A 15152-nucleotide genomic window follows, 5' to 3' on the forward strand; every position below is an offset into this window, starting at 1 on the left:
AAACTTAATGGCCGTCACGATTTACCCGGCCAGGCGCGCGAACGTCTAGCCTCAGGGCAGCAGGATGGTCGAGCCGCTGGTCTCGCGGCCTGACAGGGCGCGGTGCGCCTCCTGCACCTCGGCCAGCGGATAGCGGCGACCGATGTCCACCTGGATACGGCCATCGGTGATCAGCTCGAACAGCTGATCGGCCATGTCCTGCAGCGCTTCGGGCGAGGCGGCGTAGGTGGCCAGGGTCGGCCGGGTCACATAGAGCGAACCCTTCTGCGAGAGGATGCCCAGGTTGACACCGGTGACCGCGCCCGAGGCGTTGCCAAAGCTGACCATCAGGCCGCGCGGGGCCAGACAGTCCAGCGACATCTCCCAGGTGTCCTTGCCGACGCCGTCGTAGACCACCGGCACCTTGGCACCCTCGGTCAGCTCGCGGACCCGCGCCGGGACGTCTTCCTGGCGATAGTCGATCACTGCCCAGGCGCCCAGGGCCTTGGCCTTTTCCAGTTTTTCCGGCGAGCCGGCGGTACCGATCAGGCGTACGCCCAAGGCCTTGGCCCATTGGCAGGCCAGGGAGCCGACGCCACCCGCCGCGGCATGGAACAGCACGGTGTCGCCGGCCTGCAGTGGATAGGTCTGGCGCAGCAGGTACTGCACCGTCAGGCCCTTGAGCATGACCGCAGCGCCCTGCTCGAAGGAGACCGCCTCCGGCAGGTGCACCAGATGCCGCTCGGGCAGCACATGGACCTCGGCATAGGCGCCCAGCGGACCGGTGGCGTAGGCGACGCGGTCGCCGGCCTTGAAGCGGGTGACGGCGTTGCCCACCGCCTCCACCACTCCGGCACCCTCGGTGCCCAGGCCCGAGGGCAGCGACGGCGGCGGATAGAGGCCGCTGCGGTAGTAGGTCTCGATGAAGTTGAGGCCGATGGCGTGGTTGCGCACCCGCACCTCGTCGGGGCCGGGCGCGGCGGGTTCGAAATCCACAAGTTCGAGTACTTCGGGACCACCGGTGCGGCTGAACTGGATGCGCTGGGCCATGCTGTCGGTTCCTTATTGACGTGAGCCTTCATCCAAGCCGCAACCGCGGGCCACGTCAACCGGTCGGATACGGGTGTTATGCTCTCCGCCCTCCCCGCCTGTTGTGGAAATCCTTGCGATGAATCCCTCCCTGGAGGCCGTCAAGGCCTATCTGCTCGATCTGCAGGAGCGCATCTGCGCCGCACTGGAAGCCAAGGATGGCGCTGCGCATTTTGTCGAAGACGCCTGGACCCGGCCGACCGGCGGTGGTGGCCGCACCCGGGTCATCGCCGAGGGCGCCCTGCTGGAAAAGGGCGGTGTGAACTTCTCCCATGTGCATGGCGACAGCCTGCCGCCCTCAGCCAGCGCCCATCGTCCGGAACTGGCCGGGCGCAGCTTCGAGGCCATGGGCGTGTCGCTGGTCATGCACCCGCGTAATCCTCATATCCCCACCGCCCACGCCAATGTGCGCTTCTTTCTCGCCGAAAAGCCTGGCGAAGCGCCGGTCTGGTGGTTCGGTGGCGGTCTGGACCTCACCCCCTACTACGGCAACGAGGCCGACTGCGTGCACTGGCACCAGGTCTGCCATGACGCCTGCGCACCTTTCGGCGCCGACGTCTATCCGCGCTACAAGGCCTGGTGCGACCGCTATTTCCACCTCAAGCACCGCGGCGAACCGCGCGGCATCGGTGGCCTGTTCTTCGATGACCTGAACGACTGGGACTTCGACACCTGCTTCGCCTTCCAGCGCGCCATCGGCGATGCCTTCGTCGACGCCTACCTGCCCATCGTCCAACGCCGCCGTGACCAGCCTTATGGCCAGGCCGAGCGGGAATTCCAGGCCTATCGTCGTGGGCGCTACGTGGAATTCAACCTGGTCTACGACCGTGGCACCCTGTTCGGCCTGCAATCCGGCGGCCGCACCGAGTCCATCCTCATGTCGCTGCCGCCCGAGGTGCGCTGGGGTTATGACTGGAAACCCGTACCCGGCTCGCCGGAAGCGCGACTGACCGATTTCTTTCTCACCGACCGCGACTGGCTCGCGCTCGCCCCGACGCCTGCAGGATAGCCCCATGGATCGCTACGCCGTCTTCGGCAACCCCATCGCCCACAGCAAGTCGCCGCTGATCCACAGCCTGTTCGCCGACCAGACCGGTCAGCGCCTGCACTACGGGCCGCTGCTGGCACCGCTGGACGGCTTCACCGAAAGCGCCCGCAGCTTCTTCCAGAGCGGCCTGGGCGCCAACGTCACGGTGCCCTTCAAGGAAGAGGCCTACCAGCTGTGCGACGACCTCACCCCGCGCGCCCGGCGCGCCGGGGCGGTCAACACCCTCAAGCGCCAGCCTGACGGTCGCCTGCTGGGCGACAACACCGATGGCGCCGGGCTGGTGCGGGACCTCACCGTCAACGCCGGTCTGCAGCTGGCTGGCCAGCGCGTCCTGGTGCTGGGCGCCGGGGGCGCGGTACGCGGCGTGCTGGAGCCGCTGCTGGCCTGCCAGCCCGGGCAACTGGTGCTGGCCAACCGCACCGAACTCAAGGCGGTGCAGCTGGCGCGGGAATTCGCCGAGCTGGGGCCTATCGAGGTGGCCGCCTTCTCCACCCTGCGCGAGCCCTTCGACGTCATCATCAATGGCACCTCCGCCAGCCTCGGTGGCGGTCGTCCGCCGCTGTCGGAAGCGGTGATCGGCCCCCAGACGGTGACCTACGACATGATGTACGGCAAGGACCTGACCGCCTTCAATCGTTGGGCGCAGGATGAAGGCGCCTTCCACACCCTGGACGGCCTGGGCATGCTGGTGGAACAGGCCGCGGAGGCCTTCGAACTCTGGCGCGGCGTGCGCCCCGACGGTGCGCCGGTGCTGGCGGAGTTGCGGCGGCAGCTGGGCTGAGGTCGGGCTTGGGCGGTGTTGGGCTTCGCTGTGCTCAACCCAACCTACGGCCATCGCGGCCATGGCGGTCCGCCTATGCTGCCCCTCCTACAGTTGCGTTGGAGCCTGTAGGAGCGGCCCATGGCCGCGATAGCCGCGATCAGTCGTAGGTGGGGTTGAGGCGGCTCCATCACCGAAGCCCAACGGGCCGCGGTCAGCCCGCCAGCCTGGGCTGAAGTCTGCCGGAGGTCGAAGACACCGCCCACGCCTGGGCGATGCCGAAGCTGATTTCGATCACCAGGAACAGGGCCAGCAAGGGACTGGCACCCTGGTACAGCGCCCAGGCCTGCCAGAGGGCGAACAGGCCCCTGGCCGCGGCGTCGTAGCGCCCCAGCGTCACCGAGGGGCTGGCCAGCCGCAGCGCCGCCCAGACGCATACCACGGAGCCGAGCAGGTTGCCCAGCAGCAGGGCTTCCGGGCTGAAGGTCGCCAGAGGCGCGAATCCCAGCCACTGCCCCTGGGCGTCGAGCTGCCGCAGCAGCCAGGCGAGACTCCAGGGGGTGGCGAAGGGCGCGGTGACCAGCAGATCATAGAGGGCGCTGGCACGGACCAGTCGCAGATAGGGCGCAAGCTTCCACATGGATGGACTTCCTTGAACAGAGGAAATCCAGTGTCGACCCTGGAGCTAGGTCCAGGGTCAAGGAGAACGGATGCGTATCGGCACCCTCGCCCAGGCCACCGGCCTGACCCGCGATACCCTGAGATTCTACGAGCGCCAGGGACTGCTCAAGGCCCGGCGCCGGACCAACGGCTACCGCGATTATCCGCCCGAAGCCGTGGAATGGCTGGGCTACATCCGTACCGCCCAGCGGTTGGGCTTCAGCCTGCAGGAAATCGCCGCCAACCTGGACGCAGTCGAGCGCGCCGCCGATCCGGATGCCTATCTGCAGGAGCTGCTGCGCGACAAGCTCAGGGTCATCGAGGCGCGCATCGATGAATTGCAGGCGTTGCGTGGGGTGCTGTATTCGCGCCTGGGTGAAGCCTGTCCGCTGCGAACGTAGCTGAGCGTTGGGCTTCGCTGCGCTCGACCCAACCTACGGCCGTGAGCGGCGATCGCGGCCATGGGCCGCTCCTACCATTGCGTTGGAGCCTGTAGGAGCGGTCGTATCGACGGACCGCCATGGCTGTGATCAGTTGTAGGTTCGGTTGAGGCGGCTCCATCGCCGAAGCCCAACAGGACCAGGCCTGCTAGGCCCCCTCCTCCCCATAGCCCTCGGCCAGATGCTGGTCCTTGAGCTTCACGTAGTTGCCGGCGCTGTAGCTGAAGAAGGCGCGTTCCTTCTCTTCCAGCGGGCGGATCTGCTTGACCGGACGGCCGACATAGAGGTGGCCGCCTTCCAGCCGCTTGCCCGGCGGAACCAGGCTGCCGGCGCCGATCACCACGTCATCCTCCACCACCGCGCCGTCCATGACGATGCTGCCCATGCCCACCAGCACCCGGTCGCCAATCGTGCAGCCGTGCAGCGTCACCTGGTGGCCGACGGTGACGTCGCTGCCGATCAGCAAGGGATAGCCGTCCGGATTGAAGGGGCCGGCGTGGGTGATGTGCAGCACGCTGCCGTCCTGGATGCTGGTGCGGGCGCCGATCCGGATACAGTGCATGTCGCCACGGATCACCGTCAGCGGCCACACCGAGCTGTCTGCGCCAAGGCTCACGTCGCCGATCACCACCGCGGTGGCATCGACGAAGGCGCGTTCGCCCAGGTGCGGGGTCTTACCTTGGAAGGTCCTTATGGTCACGATAGATACCTTTTCTCGTCGGAAGGGTCTTGAGACCTATTAGGATGGGCTCCATATATAACTGTCAAAGCCATCGCCCCGAGGGGAACGCCGTGAGCGCCAGCAATCCGCTGCTTCAGTCCTACGACCTGCCGCCCTTTTCCGCCATCAAGCCCGAGCACGTCGAGCCGGCCATCGACACCGTCCTGGCCGAGAACCGTGCCGCCCTGGCCAAGCTGCTGGAGACCCAGAAGGAACACCCCACCTGGGCCGGCCTGGTGCTGGCGATGGACGAGCTGAACGATCGGCTGGGTCAGGCCTGGAGCCCCATCGGCCACCTCAACGCCGTGTGCAACAGCGCCGAGCTGCGCGCCGCCTACGAGGCCTGTCTGCCCAAGCTGTCGGCCTACTCCACCGAGATCGGCCAGAACAAGGATCTCTTCCAGGCCTACAGCCGCCTGGCTGAAAGCGAAGAAGCCAAGGGCTTCGACGCCGGCCAGAAGACCACCCTGGAACACGCCCTGCGTGACTTCCGCCTGTCCGGCATCGACCTGCCGCCGGCCGAGCAGCAGCGCTATGCCGCCATCCAGGCGCGTAAGTCCGAGCTGGGCAGCAAGTTTTCCAACCAGTTGCTCGACGCGACGCAGGCCTGGACCAAGCACCTCACCGATGAAGCCGCCCTTGCCGGCCTGCCTGAATCGGCCAAGGCCCAGCTGCAGGCCGCCGCCCAGGCCAAGGAGCTGGACGGCTGGCTGGTGACCCTGGAATTCCCCAGCTACTACGCGGTGATGACCTACGCCGACGACCGTGCCCTGCGCGAGGAAGTCTATGCCGCCTATGCCACTCGCGCCTCCGAGCAGGGCCCCAACGCCGGTCAGTTCGACAACGGCCCGGTGATGGAAGAACTGCTCGACCTGCGCCAGGAACTGGCGCGTCTGCTGGGCTACGCCAACTACGCCGAGCTGTCGCTGGCCACCAAGATGGCCGAGAGCAGTGATCAGGTGCTGGGTTTCCTGCGCGACTTGGCGGTGCGCTCCAAGCCCTTCGCCCAGCGCGACCTGGAAGAATTGCGCGCCTTCGCCGCCGAACAGGGCGTGCAGGATCTGCAGAGCTGGGACACCGGCTACTTTGCCGAGAAGCTGCGCCAGCAGCGCTACGCGCTGTCCCAGGAAGAGGTCCGCGCCTGGTTCCCGGTGGACAAGGTGCTCTCCGGCCTGTTCGCCACGGTGCAGAAGCTCTATGGCATCGAGATCGCCGAGCTGCGCGACTTCGAGAAGTGGCATCCCGACGTGCGCCTGTTCGAGATCAAGGAGAACGGCACCTCCATCGGCCGCTTCTATTTCGACCTCTACGCCCGTGCCAACAAGCGCGGCGGTGCCTGGATGGACGGCGCCCGCGACAAGCGCCGCGATGCCCAGGGCCGGCTGATCGATCCGGTGGCCTACCTGGTCTGCAACTTCACCCCGGCCAGCCCCGGCAAGCCGGCGCTGCTGACCCATGACGAGGTGACCACCCTCTTCCACGAATTCGGCCATGGCCTGCACCACCTGCTGACCCGCGTCGAGCACGCCAGCGTCTCCGGCATCAACGGCGTGGCCTGGGATGCGGTGGAGCTGCCCAGCCAGTTCATGGAGAACTGGTGCTGGGAGCCCGAGGGCCTGGCGCTGATCTCCGGTCACTACGAGACCGGCGAGCCGCTGCCCCAGGAACTGCTGGACAAGATGCTGGCGGCCAAGAACTTCCAGTCCGGCCTGATGATGCTGCGCCAGCTGGAATTCTCGCTGTTCGACTTCGAATTGCACGCTACCCATGGCGACGGTCGCAGCGTGCGCGAGGTGCTGGAAGGCATCCGCGACGAGATCTCCGTCGTACGGCCGCCGGCCTACAACCGCTTCCCCAACAGCTTTGCCCACATCTTCGCCGGCGGTTATGCGGCGGGCTACTACAGCTACAAGTGGGCCGAGGTGCTGTCCGCCGATGCCTTCGCCAAGTTCGAGGAAGAAGGCGTCTTCAACCCCGAGACCGGGCGCGCCTTCCGCGAGGCCATCCTGGCCCGCGGCGGCTCCCAGGCGCCCATGGTGCTGTTCGTCGACTTCCGCGGTCGCGAGCCCAGCATCGACGCCCTGCTCCGCCATTCCGGGCTGAGCGAGGAGGCGGCGTGAGCGAGCCGATCCGCAAGAGGTTCATCGCCGGGGCGGTCTGCCCGGCGTGCCAGGCGCAGGACACCCTCAAGATGTGGACCCAGGACGGTACGCCCCACCGCGAGTGCCTCTCCTGCGGCTACAGCGACACCCTGGACGAGCGTGGCAATTCGGTCCCCAAGGAATTGCCGACGCGGGTCAATATCAGTGCGCTGAAACCCAAGAAGCCTGATCCTAAGGTGCAGGCCGTGCAGTTCTTTCCCAATCCCAAGCTGAAAAAGCCGGAATAGCGAAAGGCGACCTTCAGAAAAGCCGCGCCCGGTCATCCAGGCGCGGCTTTTCCGTTTCCAGGCTGGGGAAAATCGATCCGCGCACGGCTTGAGTGCAGGCGAAAACGAGCGTCAGCGCAGGGGGGTCTCAGGCTTTATCCACAAAAAGCGGATTCGATAGCCAGCCGATCATCTTTTTAATCTATTGATAATAAAGGGATTTTATTGAGTCTCTGATTGGCGTCAGGGTTTTCTCCTGAAGTTATACCGATTTTATCCCCGATTTATCCACAGGCTGAAGAGTCCTGGAATGACTTGGGAGTCTTTTCCTGCAATCAGACTCCAAGTGGATAGCCGACGCCATCGTCCCTGACGAGGAAATCCCATGCGTACCGTCCTTTCTGCTGCAGTCCTCTGTCTGATAGGCAACCTGGCCCTGGCCGCGCCGCCGGAACATGGACCGGGAGGACCCAAGGGGCCGCATGGCCCGGGCTGGCAGGACCAGGGCGGTCCGCATGGCAAGGGACCGGGTCCCGAGTCGCGTGGCCAGGGTCGCCCGGGTGCCGGACCGGGTGCCGGCGGCCCGCCGGATCTGGGACCGGCGCGGGAGCGTATCCAGGCGCTACGCGGCCAGATCGGTCGCGGGGGCGACCTGCCGCCGGGGCTGCGTCTGGAGCGCGGGCGCCCTCTCCCACCTGGTTATGGCCGACCGCTGCCGCCGGGTATCGCCCGCCAGTTGCCGGACTACCCGGGCTACGAATGGCGGCGTCTGGGAACCGACATGGTACTGGTCGCCGTGGGCACCGGGATCGTCTACGCCATCCTGCAAGGCGTACTGGACTGACCGGGACGATTCTTTTAGCGGTAGCCAAGGAGTAGCGCCGAGCTCACCGCAGGCTCTGGCACAGGCTCCTGGGGCCTGCCGGCCCGACGGAACTGGCCGGCGCGCCATCGCAGGCGATAAATGGAGAAAGACCTCTGGCACAGTGCCAGCCCGGATTTCAGTAGAATAACCGCCGCGCGCGGCCGCCCTCCGCCTTCAGACGGTAGGGAAACCGGGCCGCTTCGTATCGGTCTCAACGCCCATCGCTCGCCAAGGATTTCCCATGAGAGCTCTTCCCCGTCTGCTGCCGCTGGCCCTGTTCGCCCTGCTTGTGGGGCATAACGCCCCAGCCCGCGCCGAACCCGGTCTGTTCAATCTGCTGGTGGGCAGTTACACCGCGGGCAGCAGCCAGGGACTGTATGTCTACCGCTTCAACAGTCGCAATGGCCAGATCGATGGCCCGCTACGGATCGTCAAGGCCTCCAATCCGTCGTTCCTGACCCTGTCCCGCGATGGCCGCACCCTGTTCGCCGTCAACGAGAACGGCCGCGGTTCGAGTGGCGACAGCATCGGCCGGGTCACCTCCTATCGTTTCGAACCGGGCAATGGCCGCCTGCAGCAGATCAGCCAGGTCAAGAGCCTGGGCGACGAGCCGACCCATTCCAGCCTCAGCACCGACGGCAAGTTCCTGTTCGTGGCCAACTACTCCAGCCTGCCGGAGGGCTCGCTGGCGGTGCTGCCGATCCAGGACGGCGGCGTGCTCAGCCCGGTGGCCCAGATCGAATTCCATCAGCCCAGCGAACAGCACCCGCGTCAGCAGTCCAGCCACGTGCACGCGGCGGTGACCACCCCGGATGGCCGCTTCGTCTTCGCCCCGGATCTGGGCGCCGACAAGGTGTTCGTCTATCGCTATCTGCCGCAGCAGCCGGAGCGGCCGCTGGTGGCCGCCGAGACGCCCTTCGTCCCGGTGCCGGAAGGCAGCGGTCCGCGCCATCTGGTGTTCAGCGCCGATGGCCGCTATGCCTACCTGACCCTGGAGCTGGCCGGCCAGGTCATGGCCTTCGCCCATCAGGACGGCATGCTGCGCCAGTTGCAGAGCTACAGCCTGACGCCCCAGGAATTCACCGGCGAGCGGGATGCCGGGGCCCTGCACCTGTCCGGCGACGGGCGCTTCCTCTATGTCGCCAGTCGCGGCACGGACAACCAGCTGGCGGTGTTCGCGGTCAATCCCGACGGCACCCTGACCTTTGTCCAGCGCCATCCGGTCAATGGCCTGTCGCCACGGGAGTTCGCCATCGACCCGTCCGGGCGGTACCTGCTGGTGGCCAACCAGAAATCCAACCAGCTCAAGGTCTTCGCCCGGGATCCCGACAGCGGCACGCTCGGTGATGAACTGCAGAGCCTGGATGTGGGCGCCCCGGCTGACCTCAAATTCGTCGCGGTACCCTGATGACCCACTTCGACCGTCTGCACCATGTGGCGCTGATCTGCGCCGACTACGAACGCTCCCGGCACTTCTATACCGAGATCCTCGGGTTGCCGGTGATCGCCGAGACCTATCGCGAGGCCCGGCGCTCCTGGAAGCTGGATCTGGCAGTGGGCACGCATGCCCAGCTGGAGCTGTTCTCCTTTCCCGATGCCCCGCCCAGGCCGTCGCGTCCGGAGGCCCAGGGCCTGCGCCACCTGGCCTTCGCCGTGGCCGACCTGGACGCCACCGTCGCCCACCTGCACGGCCATGGCGTGGTCACCGAGCCGATCCGCACCGACGAGCTGACCGGCAAGAGATTCACCTTCTTCGCCGACCCGGACGATCTGCCGCTGGAAGTTTACGAGCGCTGAGTTCAGCTCAGGTCGCCAGCCGTGCGCTGGCCAGGGACTCGCGCGGCATTTCCAGCTCTTCCAGCAGCCAGTCGAGAAAGCGCTGCACCAGTCGCTGGCGCCGCTTGCGCTCGGGCAGGATGGCGTAATAGCCGTAGCGCGAGGTGGCCAGTCCGGCGAAGGGGCGACAGAGCAGCTCCTGCTGCAGCAGGTCGTCCACCAGGTGGCGCCAGCCGATCGCCAGGCCCTGGCCGGCAATGGCCGCCTGGATCACCAGGGTGTAGTTGTCGAAGCTCAGCACCGCGCCGGACGGTGCCGCGGGCAGGGGCGCCAGGTCCAGCGCCGGCAACAGGGTCTTCCAGTCGTACCAGCGACTGTTGGGCGCCGCCTTGAGGTGCAGCAGCGGCCAGCGCCCCAGCTCCGTGGCGGGCAGCGGCGGTTGCCGGCCCTGGAGCAGCCGCGGACTGCACACCGGAAAGACTTCCTCGCGAAACAGCGGCCAGGCCTCGCCATGCTTGAAGCGGCCGTCGCCGAAGCCCAGGGTGATGTCGATCTCCGGGCCGGGCAGCGGCACTCGATCGCTGGTGACCAGGCTGACGTCCAGCTCCGGATGGCGGGCATGGAAGCGCGGCAGGCGCGGCAGCAGCCAATAGGCGGCGAAGGCGAAGTCGGTGGCCACCTGCAGGACTTCATGGGCAGGCCGGGCGGTGACCAGGCGTACCCCTTCGTCCAGGGTGGCGAGTCCGGCTTCCACATATTCCTGCAGTACCCGCCCGGCCTCGGTGAGCAGGATGCCACGATGGACCCGGTCGAACAGCCGGACCTGCAACTGGGCTTCCAGACGCTTGATCTGCTGGCTGATCGCCGGCTGGGTGGTGCCCAGTTCGCTGGCCGCCGCGGTAAAGCTCAGGCGGCGCGCCACCACCTCGAAGGTGCGCAGGCTGTCCAGCGCCAGGGCAGGGCGGTCGGCAGGCGTAGTGGCGTCCAAGGTAAAATCCCCGCGATGATCAGACATAAGCCCAGCTTATCCGAAACATCATCTCCTATGCCCTTCACGTGATTTTTCTGGCATCGGATGATGGACCACCCATAAGCAACCCTGATCCGAAGCGGAGGCGATCTTGTCCAAGCCGATGAACATCCTCTTTCTCATGGCCGACCAGATGGCGGCACCCGTCCTGCCGCTGTACGACGCCGCCTCGCCGATCAAGCTGCCAAATCTGCAACGCCTGGCCGAGCGCGCCGTGGTGTTCGATTCCGCCTACTGCAACAGCCCGCTGTGCGCGCCCTCGCGCTTCACCCTGGTGAGCGGCCAGCTGCCGTCGAAGATCGGCGGCTACGACAACGCCGCCGACTTCGCCGCCGATATCCCCACCTATGCCCACCACCTGCGCCGCCTCGGCTATCGCACGGCGCTCTCGGGCAAGATGCACTTCTGCGGACCGGATCAGCTGCACGGCTACGAAGAGCGCCTGACCAGCGACATCTATCCCGCCGACTATGGCTGGGCGGTGAACTGGGACGAAGCGGACGTGCGCCCGAGCTGGTACCACAACATGTCCTCGGTGCTGCAGGCCGGGCCCTGCGTGCGCACCAACCAGCTGGATTTCGACGAGGAGGTGGTCTTCAAGGCGCGCCAGTATCTCTACGATCACGTGCGCCGTGGCGACGACAAGCCGTTCTGCCTGACCGTGTCCCTGACCCACCCCCACGATCCCTACACCATTCCGCGGGAATACTGGGACCTGTACAACGACGTCGACATCCCCCTGCCGGAAGGCGCCATTCCCCAGGCCGAGCAGGACCCCCACAGCCAGCGCCTGCTCAAGGTGATCGATCTCTGGGACAAGCCGCTGCCCGAGGCCAAGATCCGTGACGCCCGCCAGGCCTACTATGGTGCCTGCAGCTATGTCGACGCCCAGGTCGGCCACCTGCTCAAGACCCTGGAGGAGTGCGGTCTCGCCGACGATACGGTGATCGTCTTCTCCGGCGATCACGGCGACATGCTCGGCGAGCGCGGGCTCTGGTACAAGATGCACTGGTTCGAGATGGCTGCGCGGGTACCGCTGCTGATCCATGCGCCCGGACGTTTCGCCCCGGCGCGGGTGCAGGCGTCGGTCTCGACGATGGATCTGCTGCCGACTTTCGTCGAGCTGGCCGGCGGCCAGTTGCCGGCCGAGCTGCCGCTGGACGGGCGCTCGCTGCTGCCGCACCTCGAAGGACGGGAAGGGCATGACGAGGTCATCGGCGAATACCTGGCCGAGGGCACCGTCAGCCCGCTGCTGATGATCCGTCGCGGCCCCTACAAGTACATCCACTGCGAGCTGGACCCGCCACTGCTGTTCGATCTGCAGAACGATCCGCTGGAACGCGAAAACCTGGCCGCCAGCCCCGACTATGCCGAGCTGCTCGCCAGCTTCCAGGCCGAGGTCCGCCAGCGCTGGGACCTGCCGCGCCTGCATGGCGAGGTGCTGGCCAGCCAGCGGCGGCGGCGCTTCGTCGCGGCGGCTCTGGAGCAGGGCGAGCGGACCAGCTGGGATCACCAGCCCTTCGTCGATGCCAGCCAGCAATACATGCGCAATCACATCGATCTCGACGACCTGGAGCGTCGCGCCCGCTACCCTCAACCCTGAACCGCTAACTGGAGCACGGCCATGAAACACGGAATCATCGCTACGTTCACGCTGGCCCTGGTCAGCCTGTCGGCCCAGGCCGAGGATCAGGCCTGTGGAACGGTTCGCCTGGCCGATCCGGGCTGGAGCGACATCGCCGCCACCAACGCCCTCACCGGCGCGGTCCTGGGCGCGCTGGGCTACACCAGCAAGGTCGAGACCCTGGCGGTGCCGATCATCTACGGTGGCATGCGCAACGGGCAGGTGGACGCCTTCCTCGGCAACTGGATGCCGGCGCAGCAGGCGCACTATGACCAGTTCGTGAAGACCGGCCAGGTCACCGAGCTGGCGCAGAACCTGGTCGGAACCGAATTCACCCTGGCCGTACCCACCTATGTCTGGGAGGGCGGGGTGAAGAGCTTCGACGATCTGGCCAAGCATGCCGAACAGTTCGGCAAGAAGATCTACGGCATCGGGGCCGGCGCGCCGGCCAACCAGTCGCTGCAGAAGATCATCCAGGACAACGAATTCGGCCTGGGCGGCTGGCAGCTGGTGGAATCCAGCGAGCAGGCCATGCTGTCCCAGGTAGGGCGCGCGGTGAAGCGTGACAAGTGGGTGGTCTTTCTCGGCTGGACGCCGCACCCCATGAACGTCGACTACCCCATCAAGTACCTGACCGGCGGCGACAAGTATTTCGGCACCGCCGGCACGGTGAACACCCTGACACGCAACGGCTACGCCGAGCAGTGCCCCAATCCGGCCCGGTTGCTGACCAACATGAAATTCACCCTGGACATGGAAAACGCCGTCATGAGCGCCGCACGGGACAAGGGCGGCAGCTACGAGGCCGCCGCCAAGGCCTGGCTCAAGGCCCATCCCCAGGTGCTGGAGCCCTGGCTGCAGGGCGTCACCACCCGCGCCGGCCAACCCGGCTTGCCGGCGGTACAGCAAGCGCTCTGATCCTTTCCCTCGTCCGGCATCCCCGTGGTGTCGGACGCTGCTGCATGCCCTCCCTAGCCGTTCTGGCCACCGTCGTTCCCTTCCCTGACCAGCCGATAGACGTAGACGTTTTGGCGGCGAGCTGCCTTGAGCTCCCCGGCGAATTCAGTCACTAATTAATGGTGTTAACTAAATAGCCTGACAAACAACAACAAAGCTTGCCGCTCGTGCGGCCGCGAGGCTCGTCCATGGAAAGGTTTTCCCATCTGCGACTGGGGCTGAAACTGCAAATCGCCTTTTTCAGCTGCGCGCTCATCACCCTGATCATCGGCGGCCTGGGCAGCCTGGGCGTTGCCCGACTCTCCAGCGGTCTGCAGCAGGTCTTCGCCCAGGACCTGGTATCGGTGGCCAAGGTCGCCGAGGCCAAGGCCGCGGCCATTTCTCACAACCGTGATCTCTATGTGGTGCTGTCGATGACCATGGGGCGTGCGCCCGCCGCGGAGATCGCGCAGATGCGCACCTGGCTGGAGACCGACCGCCAGGCCAGCGAGCGCGCCTTCGCCCACTATCGCGCGCTGCCGCTGCAGGCGGAGGAGCGGGCGCTGGGGACGCCGCTCGAAGGGCAATGGTCAGCCTATCAGGACAGTGCGACCCGGGTACTCAAGGCACTGGAAAGCAGCGACATGGCGCCGCTGCCTGATCTCCTGCGTCAGGAAGTCTTTCCCCGCTATTTGCAGGTGATGGCCACCTTCGACGCCCTGAGCGCCCTCAAGGATGAGCAGATCGGGGCGGGTGCCGAGCAGGCCGCGGCCACTGCCGAAGGCATCAAGGCCAAGCTCTATGGTGGCATCCTCGTCGCCTTCATCGTGGCGATCGGCTTGGGGCTGCTGATCACCCGCTCCATCACCAGGCCCCTGAGCATCGCGGTGGCCAGTGCCCAGCGCATTGCCGCCGGGGATCTGAACGGCGTGATCCACAGCACCCGACGGGACGAACCGGGTCAGTTGCTGCAGGCGCTGGAACGCATGCAGGGGCAGCTCAGGGGTACCCTGCAGGAGATCGGTGACGCCGCCAGCCGGCTGGCCAGGGCCGCCGCAGGCCTGGATACCGTCACCGACGCGAGCGCTCGCGGCCTCACCCGGCAGCATGATGAGATCCAGCAGGCGGCCACCGCGGTGACCGAGATGACCACCGCCGTGGAAGAGGTGGCGCGCAATGCGGTGTCCACCTCCGCGGCCTCGCGCAGCGCCAGCCAGGAGGCGAACAGCGGACGCACCCAGGTGCAGGAGGCGGTCGCCACCATCGCGAGTCTGAGCCAGGCGCTGGGCACCTCCAGTGTCACGGTGGAGCAATTGGCCGAGCGGGTGCGCAGCATCGGCAGTGTGGTGGATGTCATCCGCGGCATCGCCGAACAGACCAATCTGCTGGCGCTGAACGCCGCCATCGAAGCCGCTCGGGCCGGCGATCAGGGACGGGGCTTCGCCGTGGTGGCCGATGAGGTCCGCGCCCTGGCTGCGCGCACCCAGGCCTCCACCGGCGAGATCGAGCGGATGATCGGCGGCGTGCAAGAGAGCGCCGTGCAGTCGGTTCGCGCCATGGGCGACAGCCAGAGTCTGGCCCAGGCGACCCAGGCCGCCGCGCACGCGGCTGATCAGGCCCTGGCGCACATCACCCAGACGGTGGGCGGCATCAACGAGCGCAATCTGGTCATCGCCAGCGCCGCGGAAGAGCAGGCCCAGGTGGCGCGGGAGGTGGATCGTAATCTGACCAACATCCAGCAGTTGTCGACGCAGACGGCGACGGTCGCCCAGCAGACCCGCCAGGCCAGCCAGGAGCTGTCCCAGGTGGTGGGCACCTTTACCGGCCTGGTGGCGCGTTTCCGCTTCTAGGCGCTA

The 15152-nt window shown here is 66.6% G+C and carries 15 protein-coding genes; 11 read left to right on the forward strand and 4 right to left on the reverse strand.

Annotation, left to right across the window (positions count from 1 at the left end; genetic code table 11):
• Window positions 1-51 precede the first annotated feature (51 nt).
• The gene (locus C722_RS0116120) at window positions 52-1029 is read right to left on the reverse strand and encodes an NADPH:quinone reductase (RefSeq protein ID WP_017641496.1); all 978 of its coding nucleotides are present in this window, start codon (window positions 1027-1029) and stop codon (window positions 52-54) included.
• A 118-nt stretch (window positions 1030-1147) separates the two neighbouring features.
• On the opposite strand from C722_RS0116120, the gene hemF reads away from it, so the two are divergent.
• Window positions 1148-2077 (forward strand): oxygen-dependent coproporphyrinogen oxidase, encoded by a 930-nt coding sequence (hemF, locus tag C722_RS0116125; protein WP_017641497.1) that lies wholly within the window; start codon window positions 1148-1150, stop codon window positions 2075-2077.
• A 4-nt stretch (window positions 2078-2081) separates the two neighbouring features.
• A complete protein-coding gene (gene aroE, locus C722_RS0116130) occupies window positions 2082-2897 on the forward strand; it encodes a shikimate dehydrogenase (RefSeq protein ID WP_017641498.1) in 816 nt (271 codons plus the stop codon).
• A gap of 193 nt (window positions 2898-3090) precedes the next feature.
• On the opposite strand, the gene C722_RS0116135 is transcribed toward aroE, so the two are convergent.
• On the reverse strand, window positions 3091-3516 hold the full coding sequence (locus C722_RS0116135) for a hypothetical protein (RefSeq protein WP_017641499.1): 426 nt from the start codon (window positions 3514-3516) through the stop codon (window positions 3091-3093).
• A 70-nt stretch (window positions 3517-3586) separates the two neighbouring features.
• Between C722_RS0116135 and C722_RS0116140 the strand changes: the two genes are divergently transcribed.
• Window positions 3587-3937, forward strand: coding sequence for a MerR family transcriptional regulator (locus C722_RS0116140; protein ID WP_017641500.1), 351 nt, complete (start codon window positions 3587-3589; stop codon window positions 3935-3937).
• Between the two features lie 187 nt (window positions 3938-4124).
• On the opposite strand, the gene C722_RS0116145 is transcribed toward C722_RS0116140, so the two are convergent.
• On the reverse strand, window positions 4125-4676 hold the full coding sequence (locus tag C722_RS0116145; RefSeq protein WP_017641501.1) for a gamma carbonic anhydrase family protein: 552 nt from the start codon (window positions 4674-4676) through the stop codon (window positions 4125-4127).
• 44 nt (window positions 4677-4720) lie between these two features.
• Between C722_RS0116145 and prlC the strand changes: the two genes are divergently transcribed.
• The 5 genes from prlC (at window position 4721) to C722_RS0116170 (ending at window position 9727) form a co-directional block, all read left to right on the forward strand.
• On the forward strand, window positions 4721-6817 hold the full coding sequence (prlC, locus tag C722_RS0116150; protein WP_177323669.1) for an oligopeptidase A: 2097 nt from the start codon (window positions 4721-4723) through the stop codon (window positions 6815-6817).
• Window positions 6814-7086 (forward strand): YheV family putative zinc ribbon protein, encoded by a 273-nt coding sequence (locus C722_RS0116155; protein ID WP_017641503.1) that lies wholly within the window; start codon window positions 6814-6816, stop codon window positions 7084-7086. The genes prlC and C722_RS0116155 overlap by 4 nt, the downstream gene beginning before the upstream one ends.
• 364 nt (window positions 7087-7450) lie before the next feature.
• Window positions 7451-7909, forward strand: coding sequence for an anti-virulence regulator CigR family protein (locus tag C722_RS26745; RefSeq protein WP_017641504.1), 459 nt, complete (start codon window positions 7451-7453; stop codon window positions 7907-7909).
• Window positions 7910-8171: 262 nt separating this feature from the next.
• Window positions 8172-9338, forward strand: a complete 1167-nt coding sequence (locus C722_RS0116165; RefSeq protein ID WP_017641505.1) for a lactonase family protein — start codon at window positions 8172-8174, stop codon at window positions 9336-9338.
• Window positions 9338-9727: a VOC family protein gene (locus C722_RS0116170; protein ID WP_017641506.1), complete on the forward strand. Its 390-nt coding sequence runs from the start codon at window positions 9338-9340 to the stop codon at window positions 9725-9727. Before C722_RS0116165 ends, C722_RS0116170 begins: the two co-directional genes overlap by 1 nt.
• 7 nt (window positions 9728-9734) lie before the next feature.
• Here the strand turns inward: C722_RS0116170 and C722_RS25040 are convergent, their stop codons facing one another.
• A complete protein-coding gene (locus tag C722_RS25040; protein WP_017641507.1) occupies window positions 9735-10721 on the reverse strand; it encodes a LysR substrate-binding domain-containing protein in 987 nt (328 codons plus the stop codon).
• 118 nt (window positions 10722-10839) lie between these two features.
• Here C722_RS25040 and betC point away from each other — a divergent pair, with 118 nt between their 5' ends.
• The 3 genes from betC to C722_RS0116190 all read left to right on the forward strand — a co-directional run bounded on the left by betC (window position 10840) and on the right by C722_RS0116190 (window position 15146).
• Window positions 10840-12339: a choline-sulfatase gene (betC, locus tag C722_RS0116180; RefSeq protein ID WP_017641508.1), complete on the forward strand. Its 1500-nt coding sequence runs from the start codon at window positions 10840-10842 to the stop codon at window positions 12337-12339.
• Between the two features lie 21 nt (window positions 12340-12360).
• A complete protein-coding gene (choX, locus tag C722_RS0116185) occupies window positions 12361-13278 on the forward strand; it encodes a choline ABC transporter substrate-binding protein (RefSeq protein ID WP_017641509.1) in 918 nt (305 codons plus the stop codon).
• 227 nt (window positions 13279-13505) lie between these two features.
• On the forward strand, window positions 13506-15146 hold the full coding sequence (locus C722_RS0116190; protein ID WP_017641510.1) for a methyl-accepting chemotaxis protein: 1641 nt from the start codon (window positions 13506-13508) through the stop codon (window positions 15144-15146).
• Window positions 15147-15152 lie beyond the last annotated feature (6 nt).

This window comes from Pseudomonas sp. 313, assembly GCF_000316965.1.
Taxonomy (GTDB): domain Bacteria; phylum Pseudomonadota; class Gammaproteobacteria; order Pseudomonadales; family Pseudomonadaceae; genus Chryseomonas; species Chryseomonas benzopyrenica.